This is a genomic window from Brevibacterium sp. FME17 (assembly GCF_014897515.1).
GTDB lineage: Bacteria > Actinomycetota > Actinomycetes > Actinomycetales > Brevibacteriaceae > Brevibacterium.
The window spans coordinates 197,988-215,387 of record NZ_JABUYD010000002.1; the positions used below are offsets into that span (position 1 = coordinate 197,988).

The 17,400-nt window shown below is 64.6% G+C and carries 15 protein-coding genes and 1 pseudogene; 6 read left to right on the forward strand and 10 right to left on the reverse strand.

The features are described from left to right. Positions 1-11 precede the first annotated feature (11 nt). A complete protein-coding gene (locus INT40_RS02825; RefSeq protein WP_193095440.1) occupies positions 12-1,517 on the reverse strand; it encodes an acetyl-CoA hydrolase/transferase family protein in 1,506 nt (501 codons plus the stop codon). Between the two features lie 53 nt (positions 1,518-1,570). Then, positions 1,571-2,872 (reverse strand): amidohydrolase, encoded by a 1,302-nt coding sequence (locus tag INT40_RS02830; RefSeq protein ID WP_319021919.1) that lies wholly within the window; start codon positions 2,870-2,872, stop codon positions 1,571-1,573. A gap of 143 nt (positions 2,873-3,015) precedes the next feature. On the opposite strand from INT40_RS02830, the gene INT40_RS02835 reads away from it, so the two are divergent. Then, the gene (locus tag INT40_RS02835) at positions 3,016-3,837 is read left to right on the forward strand and encodes a CDP-alcohol phosphatidyltransferase family protein (protein WP_193095441.1); all 822 of its coding nucleotides are present in this window, start codon (positions 3,016-3,018) and stop codon (positions 3,835-3,837) included. Next, a complete protein-coding gene (ribA, locus tag INT40_RS02840) occupies positions 3,834-5,273 on the forward strand; it encodes a GTP cyclohydrolase II RibA (RefSeq protein ID WP_193095442.1) in 1,440 nt (479 codons plus the stop codon). Before INT40_RS02835 ends, ribA begins: the two co-directional genes overlap by 4 nt. Here the strand turns inward: ribA and INT40_RS02845 are convergent. From INT40_RS02845 to INT40_RS02865, 5 genes are read right to left on the reverse strand one after another with little or no spacing between them, the layout of a single operon-like run. Further along, entirely contained in the window at positions 5,203-6,075 is an 873-nt protein-coding gene (locus INT40_RS02845; protein WP_193095443.1) for a lysylphosphatidylglycerol synthase domain-containing protein, read from the reverse strand. The two genes, ribA and INT40_RS02845, sit on opposite strands and share 71 nt — an antisense overlap. Beyond that, complete coding sequence (locus INT40_RS02850; RefSeq protein WP_193095444.1) at positions 6,072-7,052, reverse strand: class I SAM-dependent methyltransferase; 981 nt, start codon at positions 7,050-7,052, stop codon at positions 6,072-6,074. Before INT40_RS02850 ends, INT40_RS02845 begins: the two co-directional genes overlap by 4 nt. After that, a complete protein-coding gene (locus INT40_RS02855; protein WP_193095445.1) occupies positions 7,049-8,041 on the reverse strand; it encodes a glycosyltransferase family 4 protein in 993 nt (330 codons plus the stop codon). Before INT40_RS02855 ends, INT40_RS02850 begins: the two co-directional genes overlap by 4 nt. Next, positions 8,038-8,421 (reverse strand): 6-pyruvoyl trahydropterin synthase family protein, encoded by a 384-nt coding sequence (locus INT40_RS02860; protein WP_101569720.1) that lies wholly within the window; start codon positions 8,419-8,421, stop codon positions 8,038-8,040. Before INT40_RS02860 ends, INT40_RS02855 begins: the two co-directional genes overlap by 4 nt. Next, positions 8,422-9,375: a zinc-dependent alcohol dehydrogenase gene (locus INT40_RS02865; protein ID WP_193095446.1), complete on the reverse strand. Its 954-nt coding sequence runs from the start codon at positions 9,373-9,375 to the stop codon at positions 8,422-8,424. 145 nt (positions 9,376-9,520) lie between these two features. On the opposite strand from INT40_RS02865, the gene INT40_RS02870 reads away from it, so the two are divergent. Beyond that, positions 9,521-12,688 carry an ATP-binding protein gene (locus tag INT40_RS02870; protein ID WP_193095447.1) on the forward strand — a complete coding sequence of 1,056 codons (3,168 nt, stop codon included), beginning with the start codon at positions 9,521-9,523 and terminating at the stop codon, positions 12,686-12,688. Between the two features lie 47 nt (positions 12,689-12,735). On the opposite strand, the gene INT40_RS02875 is transcribed toward INT40_RS02870, so the two are convergent. Then, on the reverse strand, positions 12,736-13,590 hold the full coding sequence (locus INT40_RS02875; protein WP_193095448.1) for an ABC transporter permease: 855 nt from the start codon (positions 13,588-13,590) through the stop codon (positions 12,736-12,738). After that, the gene (locus INT40_RS02880) at positions 13,587-14,597 is read right to left on the reverse strand and encodes an ATP-binding cassette domain-containing protein (RefSeq protein ID WP_193095449.1); all 1,011 of its coding nucleotides are present in this window, start codon (positions 14,595-14,597) and stop codon (positions 13,587-13,589) included. Before INT40_RS02880 ends, INT40_RS02875 begins: the two co-directional genes overlap by 4 nt. Before the next feature lie 157 nt (positions 14,598-14,754). On the opposite strand from INT40_RS02880, the pseudogene INT40_RS02885 reads away from it, so the two are divergent. Beyond that, positions 14,755-15,681 (forward strand): annotated as a pseudogene (locus INT40_RS02885) (carbon-nitrogen hydrolase family protein). A gap of 74 nt (positions 15,682-15,755) precedes the next feature. Here the strand turns inward: INT40_RS02885 and INT40_RS02890 are convergent. Next, the gene (locus tag INT40_RS02890) at positions 15,756-16,229 is read right to left on the reverse strand and encodes a hypothetical protein (protein WP_226830675.1); all 474 of its coding nucleotides are present in this window, start codon (positions 16,227-16,229) and stop codon (positions 15,756-15,758) included. Between the two features lie 207 nt (positions 16,230-16,436). Here INT40_RS02890 and INT40_RS02895 point away from each other — a divergent pair, with 207 nt between their 5' ends. Beyond that, complete coding sequence (locus tag INT40_RS02895) at positions 16,437-17,126, forward strand: sigma-70 family RNA polymerase sigma factor (RefSeq protein WP_319021920.1); 690 nt, start codon at positions 16,437-16,439, stop codon at positions 17,124-17,126. After that, positions 17,123-17,344 (forward strand): hypothetical protein, encoded by a 222-nt coding sequence (locus tag INT40_RS02900; protein WP_101569714.1) that lies wholly within the window; start codon positions 17,123-17,125, stop codon positions 17,342-17,344. The genes INT40_RS02895 and INT40_RS02900 overlap by 4 nt, the downstream gene beginning before the upstream one ends. Positions 17,345-17,400: the final 56 nt, after the last annotated feature.

The window sequence follows — 17,400 nt, forward strand, 5'->3', positions numbered from 1 at the left end:
ACAGGCAGGCTTCACATGCTCCCGTTGGCCTGGAAGTTCCCGTGCCAGGACAAAGCCTCGCCCAGCAGGTGCGGGGTATGACGTCCGTTCGGGTTCTCTGCGATCGCCCGATCCAGATAGTCGCCGAGGCGGTCGCGGTAACTCGGGTGCGCACAGTTGGCGATGATCTTGCGTGCTCGCGCGACCGGGGACAGACCGCGCAGATCGGCCAGCCCCTGCTCGGTGACGAGGATCTGGGTGTCGTGTTCGGTGTGGTCGATATGGCTGGCGAAGGGCACGATGGAGGAGATCGCTCCGTCCTTGGCCATCGAGTTCGACACGAAGAAGTTGAGGTAGGCGTTGCGAGCGAAGTCGCCGGACCCGCCGATGCCGTTGATGATGGATGAGCCCATCACGTGGGTGGAGTTCACATTGCCGTAGATGTCGGCCTCGACCATCCCATTGATCGCAATGACGCCGAGGCGGCGGATGGCTTCCGGATGATTCGACATCTCCTGTGTGCGCATGAGGATACGCCCCTTGTAGGACTCGATGTTCTCGTTGAAGTCGGCGGCGCGCTCGGCCGAGAGTGAGAAGGCCGTCGCCGAGACAGAGGCGAGCTTGCCGTTGTCGATGAGGTCGAGCATCCCGTCCTGGATGACCTCTGTGTACGCGGTCAGGCCTTCGAATTCGCTGTCGGCCAGATTGCCCATGACGGCATTGGCGACGTTGCCGACACCCGACTGCAGCGGCAGCAGCTCGGGAGGCAGCCTGTCGGCTTGGATCTCATGGCGCAGGAAGTCCACGAGGTGGGAGGCAATGGCTTTCGAGTCCTCGTCGGCGGGTTTGAACGGCAGATTCCTGTCTGGCGCCTTGGTCTCGACGATGGCAACTACTTTGGAAGGATCGACACGCAGGTAGGGGTCGCCGATGCGCTGCATGGGTTCCAGGAGCTGGATGGGCAGACGCTCGGGTGGCCGGCGAGTGCCGTAGTAGACGTCGTGGAATCCCTCGTAGGCGCGTGGGTGCCAGGAGTTGACCTCGAGGATGACCTTGTCGGCCAGGTCTAGCCAGGTCTTCGAATTGCCCACTGAGCTGCCGGGGACCAGCAGACCATTGGGCAGAATCGCTGCGACTTCGACAACAGCGACATCGAGGTTGCCATAGAAGCCGAACCAGGCCTGCTGGGCGGAGTGACTGAGGTGGGTATCAACGTACTCGGTGTCGCCCGCGTTGATGGACTTCCGCATTGCCGGGTCCGACTGGAAGGGCAGTCGCTTACTCACAGCTCCCGCCTCGGCGAGGATACCGTCGAGTTCCGGTGCGGTCGAGGCACCGGTCCACAGCTCGATGCCGAAGTCACGACCCTGATCATGCTCGGTGCGAGCCTGCGCGGCGATGGCACCGGGCACAGCCTTCGGATACCCCGAACCGGTGAACCCGCTCATGGCGACGCGATCGCCGTGGCCGATGTGAACAGCCGCTGCATCCGCGGTGACGACCTTCGAACTCAGGGCTGAGCAGGTAATTCTCGACATTCACATGAGTTTATCCGATGCCGTTTCCGCTGTTACGACCGCCCGTGCTCTGGTCACTTCAGCCCAGCCAGGAACTCCCCCGCACCAATCGCAATAGCGGCCTCAGCTTCCACTCCGACACCGAGCATGTCCTCGTCGACGTCGAAGCGTTCGGTGTGGTGGCCCCACGAGGTATCCATACCGATCTGGACGTAGGTGGCCAGGCCGCCGCGCTCCTTGACCCGCTTCATCATCGCGGTCGCGTCCTCGGATCCGCCCAGACCACCGGCATCTCTGATCTCGGCGACTCCGTCGACGCCTTCGAAGCACGTGCGGATATAGGGCAAGAGCTCCGGGCTCGGCGACTCCTGGTCGGCCTTCCCGACCACCGTGACCGAAGCATCGACGTCATACATCCGGGCAGCACCGGCAATGACCTCCTGCGCTCTGTCATACATAAACGAGTTGATCGCGCTCGATTCGCCCCGAGTCTCGACGCGCAGCGTCGCCGTCCGCGGCACGACGTTACGCCCTTCACCAGCTTGGAAAGTGCCGACGTTGATGCGGCTGGCGCCCTCGGAGTGCCGGGGAATCGCATGCAGGTTCAACGTCGCCGAGGCGGCCGCGAGCAGCGCGTTCTTACCCTTCTCCGGGTCTCCTCCTGCATGAGAGCCAACACCCGTGAAGGTCACGTCGAGTTTCGTGCTGGCAAGGTATCCATCGGACCCGGTGAGCACATTGCCCTTCCCATCATCGGATTTCAGGTGGGTGGCGACGAACAGGTCCACGTCGTCGAACCAGCCCGCGGCCACAATCGAATGAGCGCCACGCACACCCTCCTCGGCGGGTTGGAAGATGATCTTCACTGTCCCGCTCAGCTCGTTCTGAAGCTTCGTCAGCGTCGTGGCCAAACCCAATCCGATGGCGGCATGGCCGTCGTGGCCACAGCCGTGCATGGCACCGTCATTGACGGAGGCGAATCCTTCGGAGAAGGGCCGATGCGTCTCATCGGCCAGTTCCACCAAGTCGTTCGAGTCGATGTCGAAGCGGAAGCACACGACCGGTCCGGGGCGCCCGGTCTCCAGAACGCCCAGAACACCGGTGAACCCGTCACCCATCACCTCGACCAATTCTGAGTCGGCTCCCTGCGACACAGCCCGCTCGCGTTCGACAGCGAGCACCTCTGCACTGGGGACGCCCAACCGGGCATCTGCCTCATGGAGCTCAGGTCCGTAGACCGTGTCCCAGCCCAGATCACGCAGGACTGTGATGATCGCCGAGGTGGTCCGGAATTCCGTCCATCCCGGCTCTGCGAACCGGTGGAAGTCCCGTCGCCAAGCGACGAGCTGGTCATGGAGTTGGAATGGCACACTCACGTGCACAGCCTCGATTCGATCGGCAGAAGGGTACCTTCGCATCCTATTCCTCCATGGCGGTGATCGTCATAGATTTGATCGTGATAGCCACAGGCTGGGCTGTCGCCCGCTGACAGCCTCCTCAACTCTGGTAGAACGGAAGCATGCGCTCTTCCCACTCCTCCGGAACGTCTCCCGGCCTCCGTCTCCTCTCGCCGGTGGCCATGCTCAGCGCTGCGACCCTGATCTCTGCGGCGCTCCATCCGCAGTGGTCAACGATTCTCATCGTGCTCGCACTCTTCGGCCTCGGCTCCGGACGGAGTCTGCTCCGCGCTGAGACGTGGCGGCCAGCCGACGACGTCACGACCGTGCGGCTCGGACTCATCATGGTCTTCACCGCCCTCGTCATCCGCGATGATGGCTTCTCGTGGACGGCGATCGTCGTCGGTGGGCTGGCGCTCATCCTCGACGCCTGCGACGGCTACGTGGCACGGCGAACCGGAGCCACCTCGGCGGGGGCCGACTTCGACGAATCCGTCGATGCTCTCGTTGTGCTCGTCCTCTCCGTCGCGCTCGTCCCTATCTGGGGATGGTGGGTTGTTCTGCCAGGCACCTTCTACTATCTCTTCCGCGGGGCAGCTCTGCTGCGGCCCGCCTGGAGACAGCAGCAGCTGCCGCCCTCGGTCCTGCGCAAAACGATCGCGGCAAGCCAAGGAATCCTCCTCCTCACCGCTGGATCACCAGTGGCTCTGGCGAATCCGAGTCTCGGCATCATGAGTGCAGTGATCGCCCTCACTGCACTCGTGTTCTCCTTCGGCCGCGACATCGTATGGCTCGAGCGACATGCCGGAACCTTGACACCAGGCACCACCCACAGACATGCAGAATACTCCATCCGGCTCCAGCCTGCTTCGCAGAAGGCAGAAGCTGTTTCGGGGAATGCAGAAGACTCAGAACGCCTGCCTGTACGTAGACTTGGACCATGACTGCCTTGCACAGAAGCACGGACTCAACCGTCCTGGTCGGCGGGCCGCCGAGCAAGCTGCCCACCGTCCACGGGCTCTTCACGCTCCGCACCTACACTCACGATGGAACGTCCCACGCAGTGATGTCGATCGGTGACCCGGCCGCGGTGGATGCTCCCCTCGTGCGAGTCCACAGCGAATGCCTCACCGGCGATGCCCTCGGCTCGCATCGCTGTGACTGCGGTGACCAGCTCTCGGCTTCGCTCGCCGCCATTGCTCACGCCGGCACCGGTATTCTGATCTATCTGCGCGGGCATGAGGGCCGCGGGATCGGGCTTGAGAACAAGCTGCGCGCCTACGCCCTCCAGGACGCCGGTCTCGACACCGTCGCCGCGAACCGTGCTCTCAACCTGCCTGATGATGCAAGGGACTACACGGCGGCGGCAGCGATCCTTCACGATCTCGACTGCCCGCAGATCACCCTGCTGTCCTCGAACCCGAGCAAGGTCACCGCCCTTGAGGGCATGTCCATCACGGTGGCCGACCGCCTCAGCCTCCAGGTGCCGGACCGGCCGGAGAGCGCCGGATACCTCGAAGCCAAACGCCGCCTTATGGACCATATCGCCCCTGCCGAGCACCCCCACGTCGACACAACGGAGGCGAACACCGAGGACACCGAGGACACCGCGAGCACAGTCGGCACAATCAGCACAGTCGTCGAAGAGGACACGCTGGCCGTCTACGACACGATCGCCGGTGGTGACGAGGTCGTCGCACAGCTGGCCCAGAGCGAGGACGGCTTCATCGCGACGTCCAATGGTGACGCACAGTTCGTCTCCGGGCAGATCGACCGCGCCCATCTCCATCGGGTCCGAGCATCTGTCGGTGCCGTCCTCGTCGGCTGCGGCACGGTCGTGGCCGACGATCCCCAGCTGACGGTGCGTGCCGTCCCCGGGAAGAACCCCGTCCGCGTCATCCTCGACCCCCACGGTCGGATCCCGGCCACAGCGACCGTCCTCACCTCGCCCGAGGCTCTCACGCTGTGGCTCACCGGCGCCGAGGTTGTCCCCCCAAAGGACATCGGCGACCACGTCCGTATGGTTCGCCTGCCGGCGACGGCGGACAGTGAGATCTCTCCCGCCACCATCATCTCGCTCATTCGCGAGCATGCCTCGGGATCGATCCTTGTCGAGGGCGGCGGACGGACGGTGTCATCGTTCCTCTCGGCCGGCGTGCTCGACCGACTGTTCCTCACCTCGGCGCCCGTACTCATCGGCAATGGTGTCCCAGGCATCCGCTTCGAGGGCACTGAGGTCATGGCTGAAGCGCTGCGCCGCCCGTTCCGCCGCTACCGGTTCGGTGAGGACATGTGCACCGAATACCTGCTCAGCAAGTCGGCGAGCGGCGGGTCGACGGAGAATGCTGATCGCTCTCCTGGTGACGCCTCCACAGCCTGACCATGAGGGTGATCGCGCCCGGCAGCGTTGAGATAGCGGCCAGGAGACCGTAGCCCGCCGATGAGGTGACCGCCCATTCGACCGAGCTCGCGAGACTGCCGGCAAGGATGCTCACGCTGACCTCGCGCACTCCCCAGCCGCCGACGCCAAGTGGGATGCTCATCGCTGCCAAGCCGACGACGGCGAGCGCCGGGATCACGGGACCTCCGAGGGCAAACATCGCGATGAGGTAGAGGGCGAGGAAGGACCCGATGGTCACCGCCGCCATCAGCCACACGAGCCCGATGGTTGCTGCTGTCATCCCCCGCATGCCCACTATTGAGAGAACCCCGGTGACCACGGCGACAGCTGCGGCGATCCAAGCGAAGGCCGGGGCCACGGGGATAAGAGCGAGCGTGGCCGTGATGAAGAGCAGAGTGGTTGCGCTCAGCCGTTCGGCACCGACGACGGTCAGTGGAGACAGCCACCGGCGTGGCCCGGTATTGCGGTAGGCTGCGACACGAGCCAGGTCTCCGCTCAGTCCACCGGGCAGGAGGGTGTTGAGCAGACCGGCCGAGTAGCAGTCGGCAAGGGCTCGGCGCCGAGTCACCTGTGTTCCGGTCTGCTTCAGCAGCAGAGAGAACCGCATGGCCTGGGCGGTCGTGGCGAGCAGTCCGAGGACCAGCGCCGCGAGGACCGTCATCGGCGTGACCACCTCTCCGCCTTCAAGCAGGGCCTGGACCCCGACGATGCGAGCGGTGAGAACGAGCAGGACGACGGTGATGAGCAGCATGAGCCCCCGCCGCGCCCACATCTTCCTCATCGCTTCGGCTCACCTTTCCTAGGGTTGAACTGAGCTCTCCTCGGGCCACGCTGGTCCGTGGCGTCGATGAGCACATCGGTGTGGTCGATGACGACGCGGAGCCCAGACTGTGCCCACCGGTCTTCCAGCCATGCCCGGCCCCTCGCACGCAGACGGGGTTCCTCCTCGACGGCGGCATCGACGCGTTCGGTGAGCAATCGGGTGAGGAACTCCGCGTCCCCTGGTGCTTCGAGTTGCCAGGGGCTGGCCGATGTCTCCACTCGTGCACCTGTGCTGCGCGCCATGGTCTCCAGCACCGTCGCTGCGTGGGTGCCGAGGCGTGATTCGCGGCGCTGGTGGCGACCGAATGCCTCGTCGAGGGTATCGTCATCTGGGTGTGATGGCCTCAGACGCCACTGCCCGGAGATGCTGAGCAGGAAGAGCCCGGCCCCGGAGAAGCGATGCAGCGTCTCGACGATGGTCGCCAAGTCCTCGCGTGTGAGCACGTCGAGCAGAGCGCTGCCGGTGATGAGGAGATCACACGAATCTGGCGACGCGGCGGCTGCTGTTCGCCGCTCGCCCCTTGGCTTGACTGTGCCCACCTCCGTCAGGCTGGCTGTGCCCACCTTCGTCGCCACCTCATCCAGCACTTCGGCAGCGATGGCCGGCAGGGAGGAGATTGGGGCCGCGACCGTGCGCACTGTTGCACCAAATCTGCCGGCCGCGATCTCGAGTGCGGACTCATCGGCATCGACGAGCACCCAGTGCAGAGGACGCTCCGGCAGTCGTTGAGCGAGGTGGCGGTCGAAGAAGCGCATGGAGTTGCCGGTTCCGGCTCCGAGGTCGATGACGACCAGTGGTCGTTCTGTGCCGACTTGTCGTTCTGCGTCGAGGCTCAGCGCGCGGGCCGCCATGTCCAGGAGCGGAAGTGCATACTGTCGTGCAGCATCATCGAAGGGCACCCGCAGATCCAGCCAGTCCGGTTCTGCGGCGTTCATGAGACGCTCTCCAGGACGGAGAGCATGGTGCGCGCTGTCTCGCCCCACCCGTACACAGAGGATTCCCTGGCTTCGAGCGCCGTGGCTGCAAGTTCGGTTCGGTAGGTCGCGTCTCTCATCCACCGTTCCAGGGCATCTGCCCATGTGAGGACGTCCAGTTCCAGTGCGTGCCCGGCAACCAGAGCCTCCTGTGCCCCGGTGCCCGCGCTCACGAGTGAAGGAATAGCAGCGGCGGCACCCTCGCGCACGACCATCCCGAAGGTCTCGGCCTTCGAAGGCAGGAGAAGCAGGTCCGCGTGCCGGTAGAGCTCATCGACGGCGGCACCGTCGAGTTCGCCCACACAATCCACCGAGCTCAGTCCACTCAGTGCATCAAGCACGTCCGCGGCATAGTCGGTGTCGGTGATGGGCCCGGCGAAGGTGCAACGCCAATCGGTGATGCCGCGTCGTCTCAGCTCCTGAAAGACGTGTGCGAGGAACAGCTGGTTCTTGTTGTCCTCCATCGCTGCGAGGCAGATGAGGTGGGCTGGCGAACCGGGCTGCGTCACGGAACGCGGATGCGTTCCGGGCAGGGCCACCTCGGCGGTGATGCCGTACTTCCGGGCCACCTCGGCGGCGGCGAATGCACTCGTCGTCACCACAGCGGATGCGGACCGCAGGCAGACGGCTTCACGACGGGCAGCGGCAGGTGTCTGTGCCAGCGAATGCTGGAGGATCACGATCGGACCCTGCAGAGGTGTAGGGAGGCTGCATCCGATGAGCCCGTCGATGAGGACCGGGCGGTCCCGCCCAGCCGCAGCATCGCCAGCTTCCTGACATCGTGCAACCAGCTGGCGCAACCTGGCCACATCCTCGCCCGCGGGTTCTGCCCAGGTTCCAGGCGCGGTGATGCGCTCGATCCGCCCCTCGGCCGCGGCGGCGAGTTCGGAGTTGAAGCGCAGTCCCCCGCTGGTGCGGCCGAGGTCCGGTTCGATGAGGGTGTAGGTCACGGCCGATTCGCAACGGTAAAGGACACCGCAGCGCGCGGGTTCTCGCGCAGGTGGACCGTGATCCCGATCTCGGGACGGTCTGCGAGGGAAGTGGAGAGGCCGGTGCCGATGTATTCGGCGATCGCCTCGCTCGTCGACAGACGGCCTGCGAAATCGGGATGCTCATCGAGGTTCGTGTACCGCAGCGGTGTCAGGGCCTCGTCGAGCAGCGCCAGAGCCTCACCGATGTCAAGGACGACACGATGTTCGTCGAGCTCCTCCCGGGTGAACGTCACCTCGACTGCGAGGGTGGCACCGTGGAGAGCCTGCGCTGGCCCGAAGAATTCGTGCGGCAGACTGTGGGCGATCATGACGTGGTCGTTGACGCTGAGGGTGAACATTCAGGATCCTTCTTCGTAGTCGAGCACATGGCACAGGGTGGCTGTCGCGAGCGCAGTGTCGCTGCCGAGTTCGTCCATCAGCCATGGCAGGTCCTGCCACCCCGAAGTTCCGGTGATGAGGGCGTCGAAGCGGTCGTCGTGGAGTGCGCTCAGTGCGGCACCCAGTCTCTCGCTGCGGGTCCTCCGCGCGCGGTGTCCGGCCGGGATCTGGCCCACTTGGCTGGCGACGATCGCCAGTCGCCTCGCGTGGAAATCAGAGCCGAGTGCCACTTGGGGCTCTGTGTCCCCGTACCACGAGGCTTCGACGATAGTCCCGTCATCGCCGGCGATCTCGAGGGCGCGCCCCAGACCTCCTTCGCTCCCTGAGGTGTGAATGACGATATCGCAGTCATCTCCGGCATCTTCGGGTGCGAGAGCAGTCAGTCCCAGACGGGTCAGGAAGGTGCGCCGTACGGGGTTGGTTTCGATGATTTCGAGGCGCTCGAGCGGAAGATGTGAAGCCAGCAGCGCGGTGGCGGTTCCGATCATGCCCGCACCGATGATCGCCACTCGGTCCCCGTAGTACGGGGGTGACTGCCACAGGATGTTGAGTCCGGTTTCTGCGGCTCCGGCCAGCAGCGCCCGATGGTCGGAGATGCCCTCGGGGATCGGATGAACATCGTTCGGGGTCACCAGGTGATGGCTGTGGTGGGGCAGCAGCCCGAATACGCGCCTTCCGATCCATGCGGCCGGGCCCTCATCGACGACGCCGACAGTGAGATATCCGTAGGAGACAGGATAGGGGAAATCACCCAGTTGGTGTGGGGCGGCCATGAGCTCTGCGACTCGTGGTGGCACTCGGCCGGCATGGACCAGTGTTTCGGTCCCCTTCGACACGGCCGAGGCAGTTGTGCGGACCCGCATCATCTGTTGTCCGTCGGCCCCGGTCTCAGCACCTGTATGAGGGGTCGTCACCTCCCTCCAACATCCCTGTCGGTGGGCTTCGGTCCAGTACTGCCAAGCCATATGAGCATCCTAACAGCGCAGGTGAGCTCGGGTGAGGGCGTTCGACAGCGCCCACGGGTCACCGATTCGTCCGAGCTTCCGTAAACTGGGACACGTGGACCCCCGGCTGAAACTTCTGAACACCGTCTCCTGGTGTTCGCGCCCCATCCCGGGCGAGCGCCTGCGGGCACTGCTGCTCGCCCTCGCCGAGGCCGGGCCCCGGGGTCTGTCCGCCGACGCCCTCATCGCCGCCATCTGGGCCGATGATCCACCCGACCACCCGAGCAAAGCGCTGCAGATCCTCGTCTCCCGAACCCGGACCCAAACCACAGCCGAGGCGATCGAACGCACCGCGACCGGCTATCGGTTGGCTTTGCCGACCGATGACATCGACCTCTGGGCGCTCGACATTCTGACCACGGACGCCGAGGTTGCACTGACCTCCGGTGACATCACCCGAGCGCTCGAGCTGGCTCGCACTGCCATCGACCTCGACGTCGATTCCCGTGCCGTTCGCGTCATCGCTCTCGCCACGTCGAAGCAGGGCCGCCACCGTGAGGCCCTGCCCGAGCTCACCCGACTCCACGAGTCCGCCCCCTTCGACGAAGAGCTCACCGCCGAATACCTCCGTGCCCTCGCCGGTGCGGAGGGAACGCCCGCCGCTCTCCACGCCTACGCCGATATCCAGACCCGCTTGGCCGACGACCTCGGTTCACGACCGGGGCCCGCATTGCAGGCCGTCCACGAGGAACTCCTCGCTCTGGACCGCCCGGTCCGCTCCGGCGTGCGTTATCCGGCAACGAGCCTGCTCGGCCGCGACGACGACCTCGACCGGGTCACCGGTCTTCTCTCGTCTGCCAGGCTCGTCACGATCGTCGGCCCCGGCGGCCTGGGCAAGACCCGCCTGGCCCAAGAGCTGGCGCGGCTGAGTCCCCTGCCGCATGTGCGCGTCGTCGAGCTCGCCACCGTCCGCCAACCCGATGAGGTCATGGGGGCCGTGGCTGAAGCCCTGCAGGTGCGGGAGACGATTTCGCGCATCGACCGCCAGACTCCTCTACCCGACCTGCAGTCTCGCATCGTCGCCCAGCTGAGCATGGGGCCCAATCTGCTCGTCCTCGACAACTGTGAGCACCTCGTCGGCGCAGTCTCGGACCTCGTCAGCGACCTGCTCTCGGCGGTGTCCGATCTGCGCATCCTCACCACGAGCCGCACTCCGCTGCGCCTGACCGCCGAGCATACCTACTACCTCGATCAGCTCCCGGGTACCGAAGCCATCGAGCTCTTCACCCAGCGGGCGTGTGCCGTGCGCCCGAGCGTCACGCTCAACCGGCCGGTCGTCGCCGAACTCGTCGAGCACCTCGACGGCCTACCGCTGGCGATCGAGCTCGCGGCTGCACGCACGCGCACGCACTCCCCTGAAACAATCCTCGACAATGTGGCCCGCCGATTCGAACTGCTGCGCGGTGGTGATCGAAGCGCACCGGCGCGCCACCAGACGCTCTCGGCTGTCATCGATTGGTCGTGGCAGCTGCTCGGCGAGGATTCCCGCCGGGCCCTGGCCCATCTTGCGCTCCTGCCCGATGCGTTCAGTGCCGACTGTGCCGAGGTGGTGCTCGGCTCCCGTACGACACAACCAGCAGTCACCAGCCCCCTCCGTGGTGTCAACCCCCTCGACTCCGTCACCGACCTCGTCGACCAATCGCTCATCACGGTCATCGAGCGCGGTGACGAGGTCCGCGTCCGCATGCTCGAGACGATCCGCGAATACGGTCTGCTCAAACTCGACGAGTCAGGCGGGCGCGCGCAGGCTGAGGCCGCCGTCGACAACTGGGCGATCAGCCTCTGCGCCGAAGCGGTCCCCGACATCATGGGATCTGCTCAGCTGCGTGCGGTCGGAGTTCTGCGCTCCGAGGAGCACAACCTCGTGCACGTCCTGCGCCGCCTCCTCGATCGTCGGGACGATGACACGGTCACCATGCTCGCGGCCCTGTTGCCGTGTTGGATGGTCACCGGCGAGCACATCCACATCGTCACGCACTTCGACCTCATCGAACGGTTCCTCTCGACTTGGACGATGCCCGATCACCTCGCGGAGATGACTCGTCAGGTTCTCGCAGTCGAGACGACCACGTGGGGCATGCTCCCGCGTTGGCATGAGCTTCCCGAGACACGGCGTGTGCTCAAGCAGCTGGGTCCGGACTCGGACGAGCCCTTCATCCGCGCCCTGGCCCGCCTGGGCATCGCGATCATCGAAGCAGAAGAGCCAGGACAGTCAGCGGAGGACTTTGCCCGCTTTCACGCGCTCAGCGAATCAGACGATCGCTTCACACGGCTTTTGGCGGCACCGTTCCTCGCCGGGATCAAGGAGAACGCGGGTGAGGTCGGCACCTCGATCACGCTGCTCGAAGATGCCATGGCCGATATCCGTGCCGACGATCCGCCATGGCTGTCCACGCGCTACCGGGAGTCTCTGTCTCAGCTGCATCTGCAGCTCGGGAACTTCGCTGAGGCGCTCGAGCACGCCCGGATCGCGCTCCCGACGCTGAATGATCTGGGTGACACCGTCGAATGCCGGTCGGTGCTCGCATTCGCCCACCTCAACCTCGGCGAGATGGCTGCGGCCGAAGCCGAACTCGATGCGCTCGCGATGTCGAATGACCATGACGAGCCTTACCGTCATCGGTACATGCTCATGTTAGGTCGGGCCGAGCTCGCATTCATGCGCGGTCGGGTCGACGAAGGACTCACTCTGCTCGATCGTGCGCTGGAGGCCGGAAGTGACCATGCGTCCCTGCCTGGTGTTCCCACCAGCGATGGCCTCGACCCGTGGATTCTCGTCAGTGCCGCGGTGAGCACGGCTGTCCGTGCCCGCTGCTCCCCCGCCGAGGTGGACGAGCAGAAGAGGGAGAATGCGTTACGGGACGCGGAGCAGAAGTATCTGGTCCTGCTCGACAAGGCAGAACGCGCAACGGCCCAGCACCGGGGTCACTATGACTTCCCGGTGCTGGGTACCGTCGCGTTTGCGCTTGCTGCGTGGGGACACCACCGCGGGGGTGTCGATGAGGATCAGATTGCCACGCTGATGGCTTTGGCGGACAGGCTCAGCTACAACCGAGGCTTCCCCTCCTTGAACTGGCGGACCCTGGCCGATGGCCTGACAACGGACCAGATAGCTCTGCTGGAATCCGAGACCCGCACGCTCGCAGACCTCGCCTCTGCCGAGGTGATCGTCAGGCTCCACGACTGCGCCCAGACCATGAACGATCGCCTGTGCACACCGTGAACGGTCTCCACTCACGCAGGTCCTGAAATCGCGCACACCCTTAATGATCACTTGCGCTGGTAGGACCGCAGCGCCAGCGGAGCGAAGATCGCGATGACGACGGCGCATCCGACGAGCGCCCATCCCACCTCGGCGGTCACGGCACCGGTGTTCGCAAGGTCGCGGACCCCGGACACGACGTGTGAGATCGGGTTGATGGTGACGAACCACTGGAGCCAGTTCGGCAGAGACTCGACAGGGACGAAGGCGTTGGACAGGAATGTCAGCGGGAAGAGGATCATCATCGAGATGCCCTGGGCGCCTTGGGCGGAGCGGACCACGGTGCCGATGTAGGCGAATGCCCAGGACAGCGACCAACCGGTGACGACGACGAGGAGGATCGCTGCGATCACGCCGAGGGCACCGCCTTCGGGTCGGTAGCCCATGGCGATCCCGGTCAGGAACGTCAATGATGCGGCGATCGCGTAGCGGACCAGGTCGGCGACCATCGGCCCCGCCAGGGGCGCGATGCGGGCGACGGGCAAGGTGCGGAAGCGGTCGAAGATGCCGGTGTCCATGTCTTCGCGCAGCTGCACGCCGGTGGCCATGCTCGCGGTCAGGCAGGTCATCGCGAGGATTCCCGGAACCATGAGCGGCAGGTAATTCGCGATGTCGCCGCTGATGGCGCCGCCGAAGATGAAGCCGAACATGACAGTGAAGAGGATCGGCTGGATGGCGACGTCGGAGAACTGCTCGGGTTCGCGGCGCATGCGCTTGAGCGCACGGGAAGCGAAACCCATGGTCTGATTCCAGGTATCGACGGGTCCTGGGCGGGCCGAGAGCTGGCTCGTGTCGGTGCTGACCGGGCCGATGGGTGCACGGCGTGCGGCGTGGGTGGTCGGCGCGGTCTGTGTGGTGCTCATGCTGAGATCTCTTCTCTGTCTGCTTCAGTGGCGGTTTCGCCGGTGATGGTGAGGAACACATCGTCGAGGCTGGGCTCTTGGACATTGATCGATACGACGTCGATCGAATGCTCACGCAGGGCCATCAGCACGGTGGCAGCATCGCTGGCGTCATGCAGGGCGACCGTGATCGCTCCAGCGTTCGGGACGTGGACGACGTCGCCGGCGAAGAGCTCACTGATGACACCACGGGCCTGCTCTTCCTCGCCGGCCTCGCTGAGTATCAGCTGCAGGCTGGAGCCGCCGATGGAGGCTTTGAGCTCGTTGGGCGTGCCCTGTGCCACGATCTGTCCACGATCGATGACGGCGATGCGATCGGCCAGTTGGTCGGCTTCTTCGAGGTACTGCGTGGTCAGCAGCACGGTGACACCACCGGCGACGAGGTTGCTGATCGTCTCCCACATCTGGTTGCGGGTGCGGGGGTCGAGTCCGGTGGTGGGTTCGTCGAGGAAGATGAGAGGAGGCCGGGTGATGAGGCTGGCGGCAAGGTCAAGGCGTCGGCGCATGCCGCCGGAGAACGTCGACAGCGGTTTGTCGGCGGCAGCGCCGAGCCCGAATTCCTCGAGGAGTTCGACGGCGATGGAGCGTGCCGCGGTCCTGCTCAATCCCTGTAGTCGGGCGATCAGCTGGAGGTTCTCGCGTCCGGTCAGTTTCTCGTCCACCGAGGCGTATTGTCCTGTCACTCCGATGAGCTGCCTGATCTTATGGGGTTCGCGGGCGACGTCGACACCAAAGATCTCCGCGCTCCCGTCATCGATGGGCAGCAGCGTGGCCAGCATGTTGATCATCGTCGTCTTGCCGGCCCCATTGGGGCCCAGGACGCCGAAGATCTCTCCCCTGCGGATGTCGAGGTCGATGTGGTTGACAGCGGTGTAGTCGCCGAAGGTCTTGACGAGTCCGCGAATGCGTACCGCCGAGGTGGCGGTGTCGTTGGTTTGGACCGCTGGGAAAGTTCGTGTGTTCTGCATGCCCTCAGTGTTCACGCCACCGGTTTCATCGTGGTTTCACCGCGGGCTCGCCCTGGTTTCATCCGGTCACCGGTGAGACGATGACGGCAGGTGCTGACCACCTCGGCGGGTGTCACGAATCGAACTCGTCGGATGCCACGAATCGAAGGAGCCTCATATGTCGAAGTTCACCGTTGCCGCTATTCAGGCCGGCAGCACACTGTTCGATACCGAAGCCACACTCCAACAGGCACTTGCCTATATCGGTGAGGCCGCGGAGCAGTCAGCTTCACTTGTCGTGCTTCCTGAGGCCTACCTCGGCGGGTATCCGAAGGGTCTGGACTTCGGTATCACGGTCGGTTCCCGCTCGTCCCAGGGCCGGGAGGAGTTCCAACGCTACTTCGACTCCGCGATTGCCGTACCCGGTCCTTAGACCGATGCCCTGGCCGAGGCTGCGAACACGCATGGGCTCACCATCGTCATCGGGGTCATCGAACGTGACGGCGGCACTCTCTACTGCACCTCACTGTTCTTCACCCCCGAGGACGGTTTAGCGGCCAAGCACCGCAAGCTCCTCCCCACGGCCGCAGAGCGCTACCTCTGGGGCCGCGGTGACGGATCGACACTGGAGACGATCGAGACGCAGCTGGGCACCGTCGGTTCGGCGATCTGCTGGGAGAACTACATGCCGCTGCTGCGTCAGACCATGTATTCCAAGGGTGTCGACATCTGGTGCGCGCCCACCGTCGACGAGCGGGAGGTGTGGGGCTCGACCATGCGCCATATCGCGCTCGAGGGACGGTGCTTCGTCATCAGTGCGAACCAGTACCTGCAACGCCGCGACCTGCCCGACGATGTCCATCCCGTTCAGGGCGAAGATCGTGACACAACGCTGATCTCCGGTGGCAGCATGATCGTCTCGCCTTTAGGTCATGTGCTCGCCGGGCCGAAACGCGATGGTGCCGGACTCCTTCTCGCCGAGATCGACCTCGACGAGCTGGCCCAGGCGAAGTTCGACTTCGATGCCGATGGTCACTATGCCCGCCCCGATGTCTTCACCCTCCTCGTCGACGAGGAGGAGAAGCACACCACCTACGGCTTGTGAACAGCCGGCTTGTGAACAGGTGGATCGTGATGGGGCGGGCTGTGACCGGCTAGCTGTGACCGTCGGTGCAGCAGTCAGGCGGCCTTCACCTTCCGTGAACGGTCGAAGGCAAGCGCGGCCAGGGCCAGAGCAGCGACGAGCAGACCGAAGTCACGCAGGGCGATGTCGAAGAACTGTCCCATGGATACGAGGTCGATGATGATCCCGGCCAACCAGGCCACGACCAGCAGCGAGCCGAACTTCGGAACCACGGCGACGACTATGCCGGCGACGATCTCAATGATGCCCACGGCGAACATGGCCTGATGGGCGGTTCCCGGCAGGATCGCATCAATCCACGGTGCCAGGTAGCTGTCCCAATTGGTGAGCAGGCCGAAGAACTTGTCGAGGCCGAACAGGATCGGGGCGACAGTGAAGATCGTGCGCAGCAGGAAGAAGGCACGATCACTTCCCAGATGCGACCTGAGACCAATGGCTCCGGAAGTGGCCCCAGAATTTGGCCCAGCACCTGATCCGGTGCCTGCGGGGGTGGCGATTTTGTGTGACATGAGCGTTTCCCTTCACGAATGAGCGGAGAATGCCTGATGGCCTTCTGTACTCAATTGGTGTCTTCGCCTCCTGTACGTCTTACTCGTGTGAGAGAAATTGTTTTGCCGAAAACTATTTCGCCGATGCCGGTAAGATCTCCTCCCCTACCTGACACCAAAGAACTATGACCCTTCTTTGCTTCGCCAGGTGGTGGCACAATGACGATCGTGAGTGATGTACCCATCTCTGTCCCTGACTGTGTGCACGATGACAACTGGCACCTCCACCTCGGCGAGCCCCATTCTCTGGACCCTGCACGAAGTGAAGGTCAATCTGGGCCAGAGACGCCGCAGCGGCTCGCGGCTCAGCGCAGACTGCACGAGCTGCTGCTCAAGGCCACCCGACTGCAGGTATGGCGGCTGCGGCATCAACTCCCCGGTGCCGGGCCGACCGACCTGGAGGATCTGGCTCAGCAGGCCGCCGACGATGCTCATCTCGCGGTGCTGCGCAGACTTCGCGAGTTCGAAGGGCGCAGCAGATTCAGCACCTGGGTGTTCAAATTCGGCATCCTGCAGGCAGGTGTCGCCGTGCGCCGGCAGGCGTGGCGTCACCGCGAGGTCACCCTGTCGGAGACACTGCCGCTCGTCGATCCTGACCATGGGCCGGCCAGCCGCGCCGAGGGCGCCGACCTCGCGCGCGCGGTCCGCACTGCCCTGTCCACGGCACTGACGACTCGGCAACGGCAGATCATGATCGCCCTGCTCATCGACGACGTGCCCATCGATGTTCTGGCCCAGAGGCTGGGCACCACTCGCAATGCGCTGTACAAGAATGTCCACGATGCCAGGAAACGGCTGCGCGAGGCGCTCACCGCCTCCGGTCATCTCGAGGCACTCCCCGATAGGAGGACGTCATGACCGACCCGCACCAGCCCTTGACCTCAGACGCGATCGCTCGGCTGCTCACAGACACGGACCCGTACCTGTCATGTGATGAGTGCTTCGCCCGCATCGACGAATACGTCGAGCACACGCTGGCAGATCCGAATTATCGAGACGTGCCCATGGACGTGCACCTGGCGGGGTGCGCCGTGTGTGCCGAGGAAGCAGAGACGCTCACCGAGCTCCTGACCTGAATCCAATCAAGCACCTGAATCCAGTTAGCACTCACGAGTCGCCCTATCCGCGAACG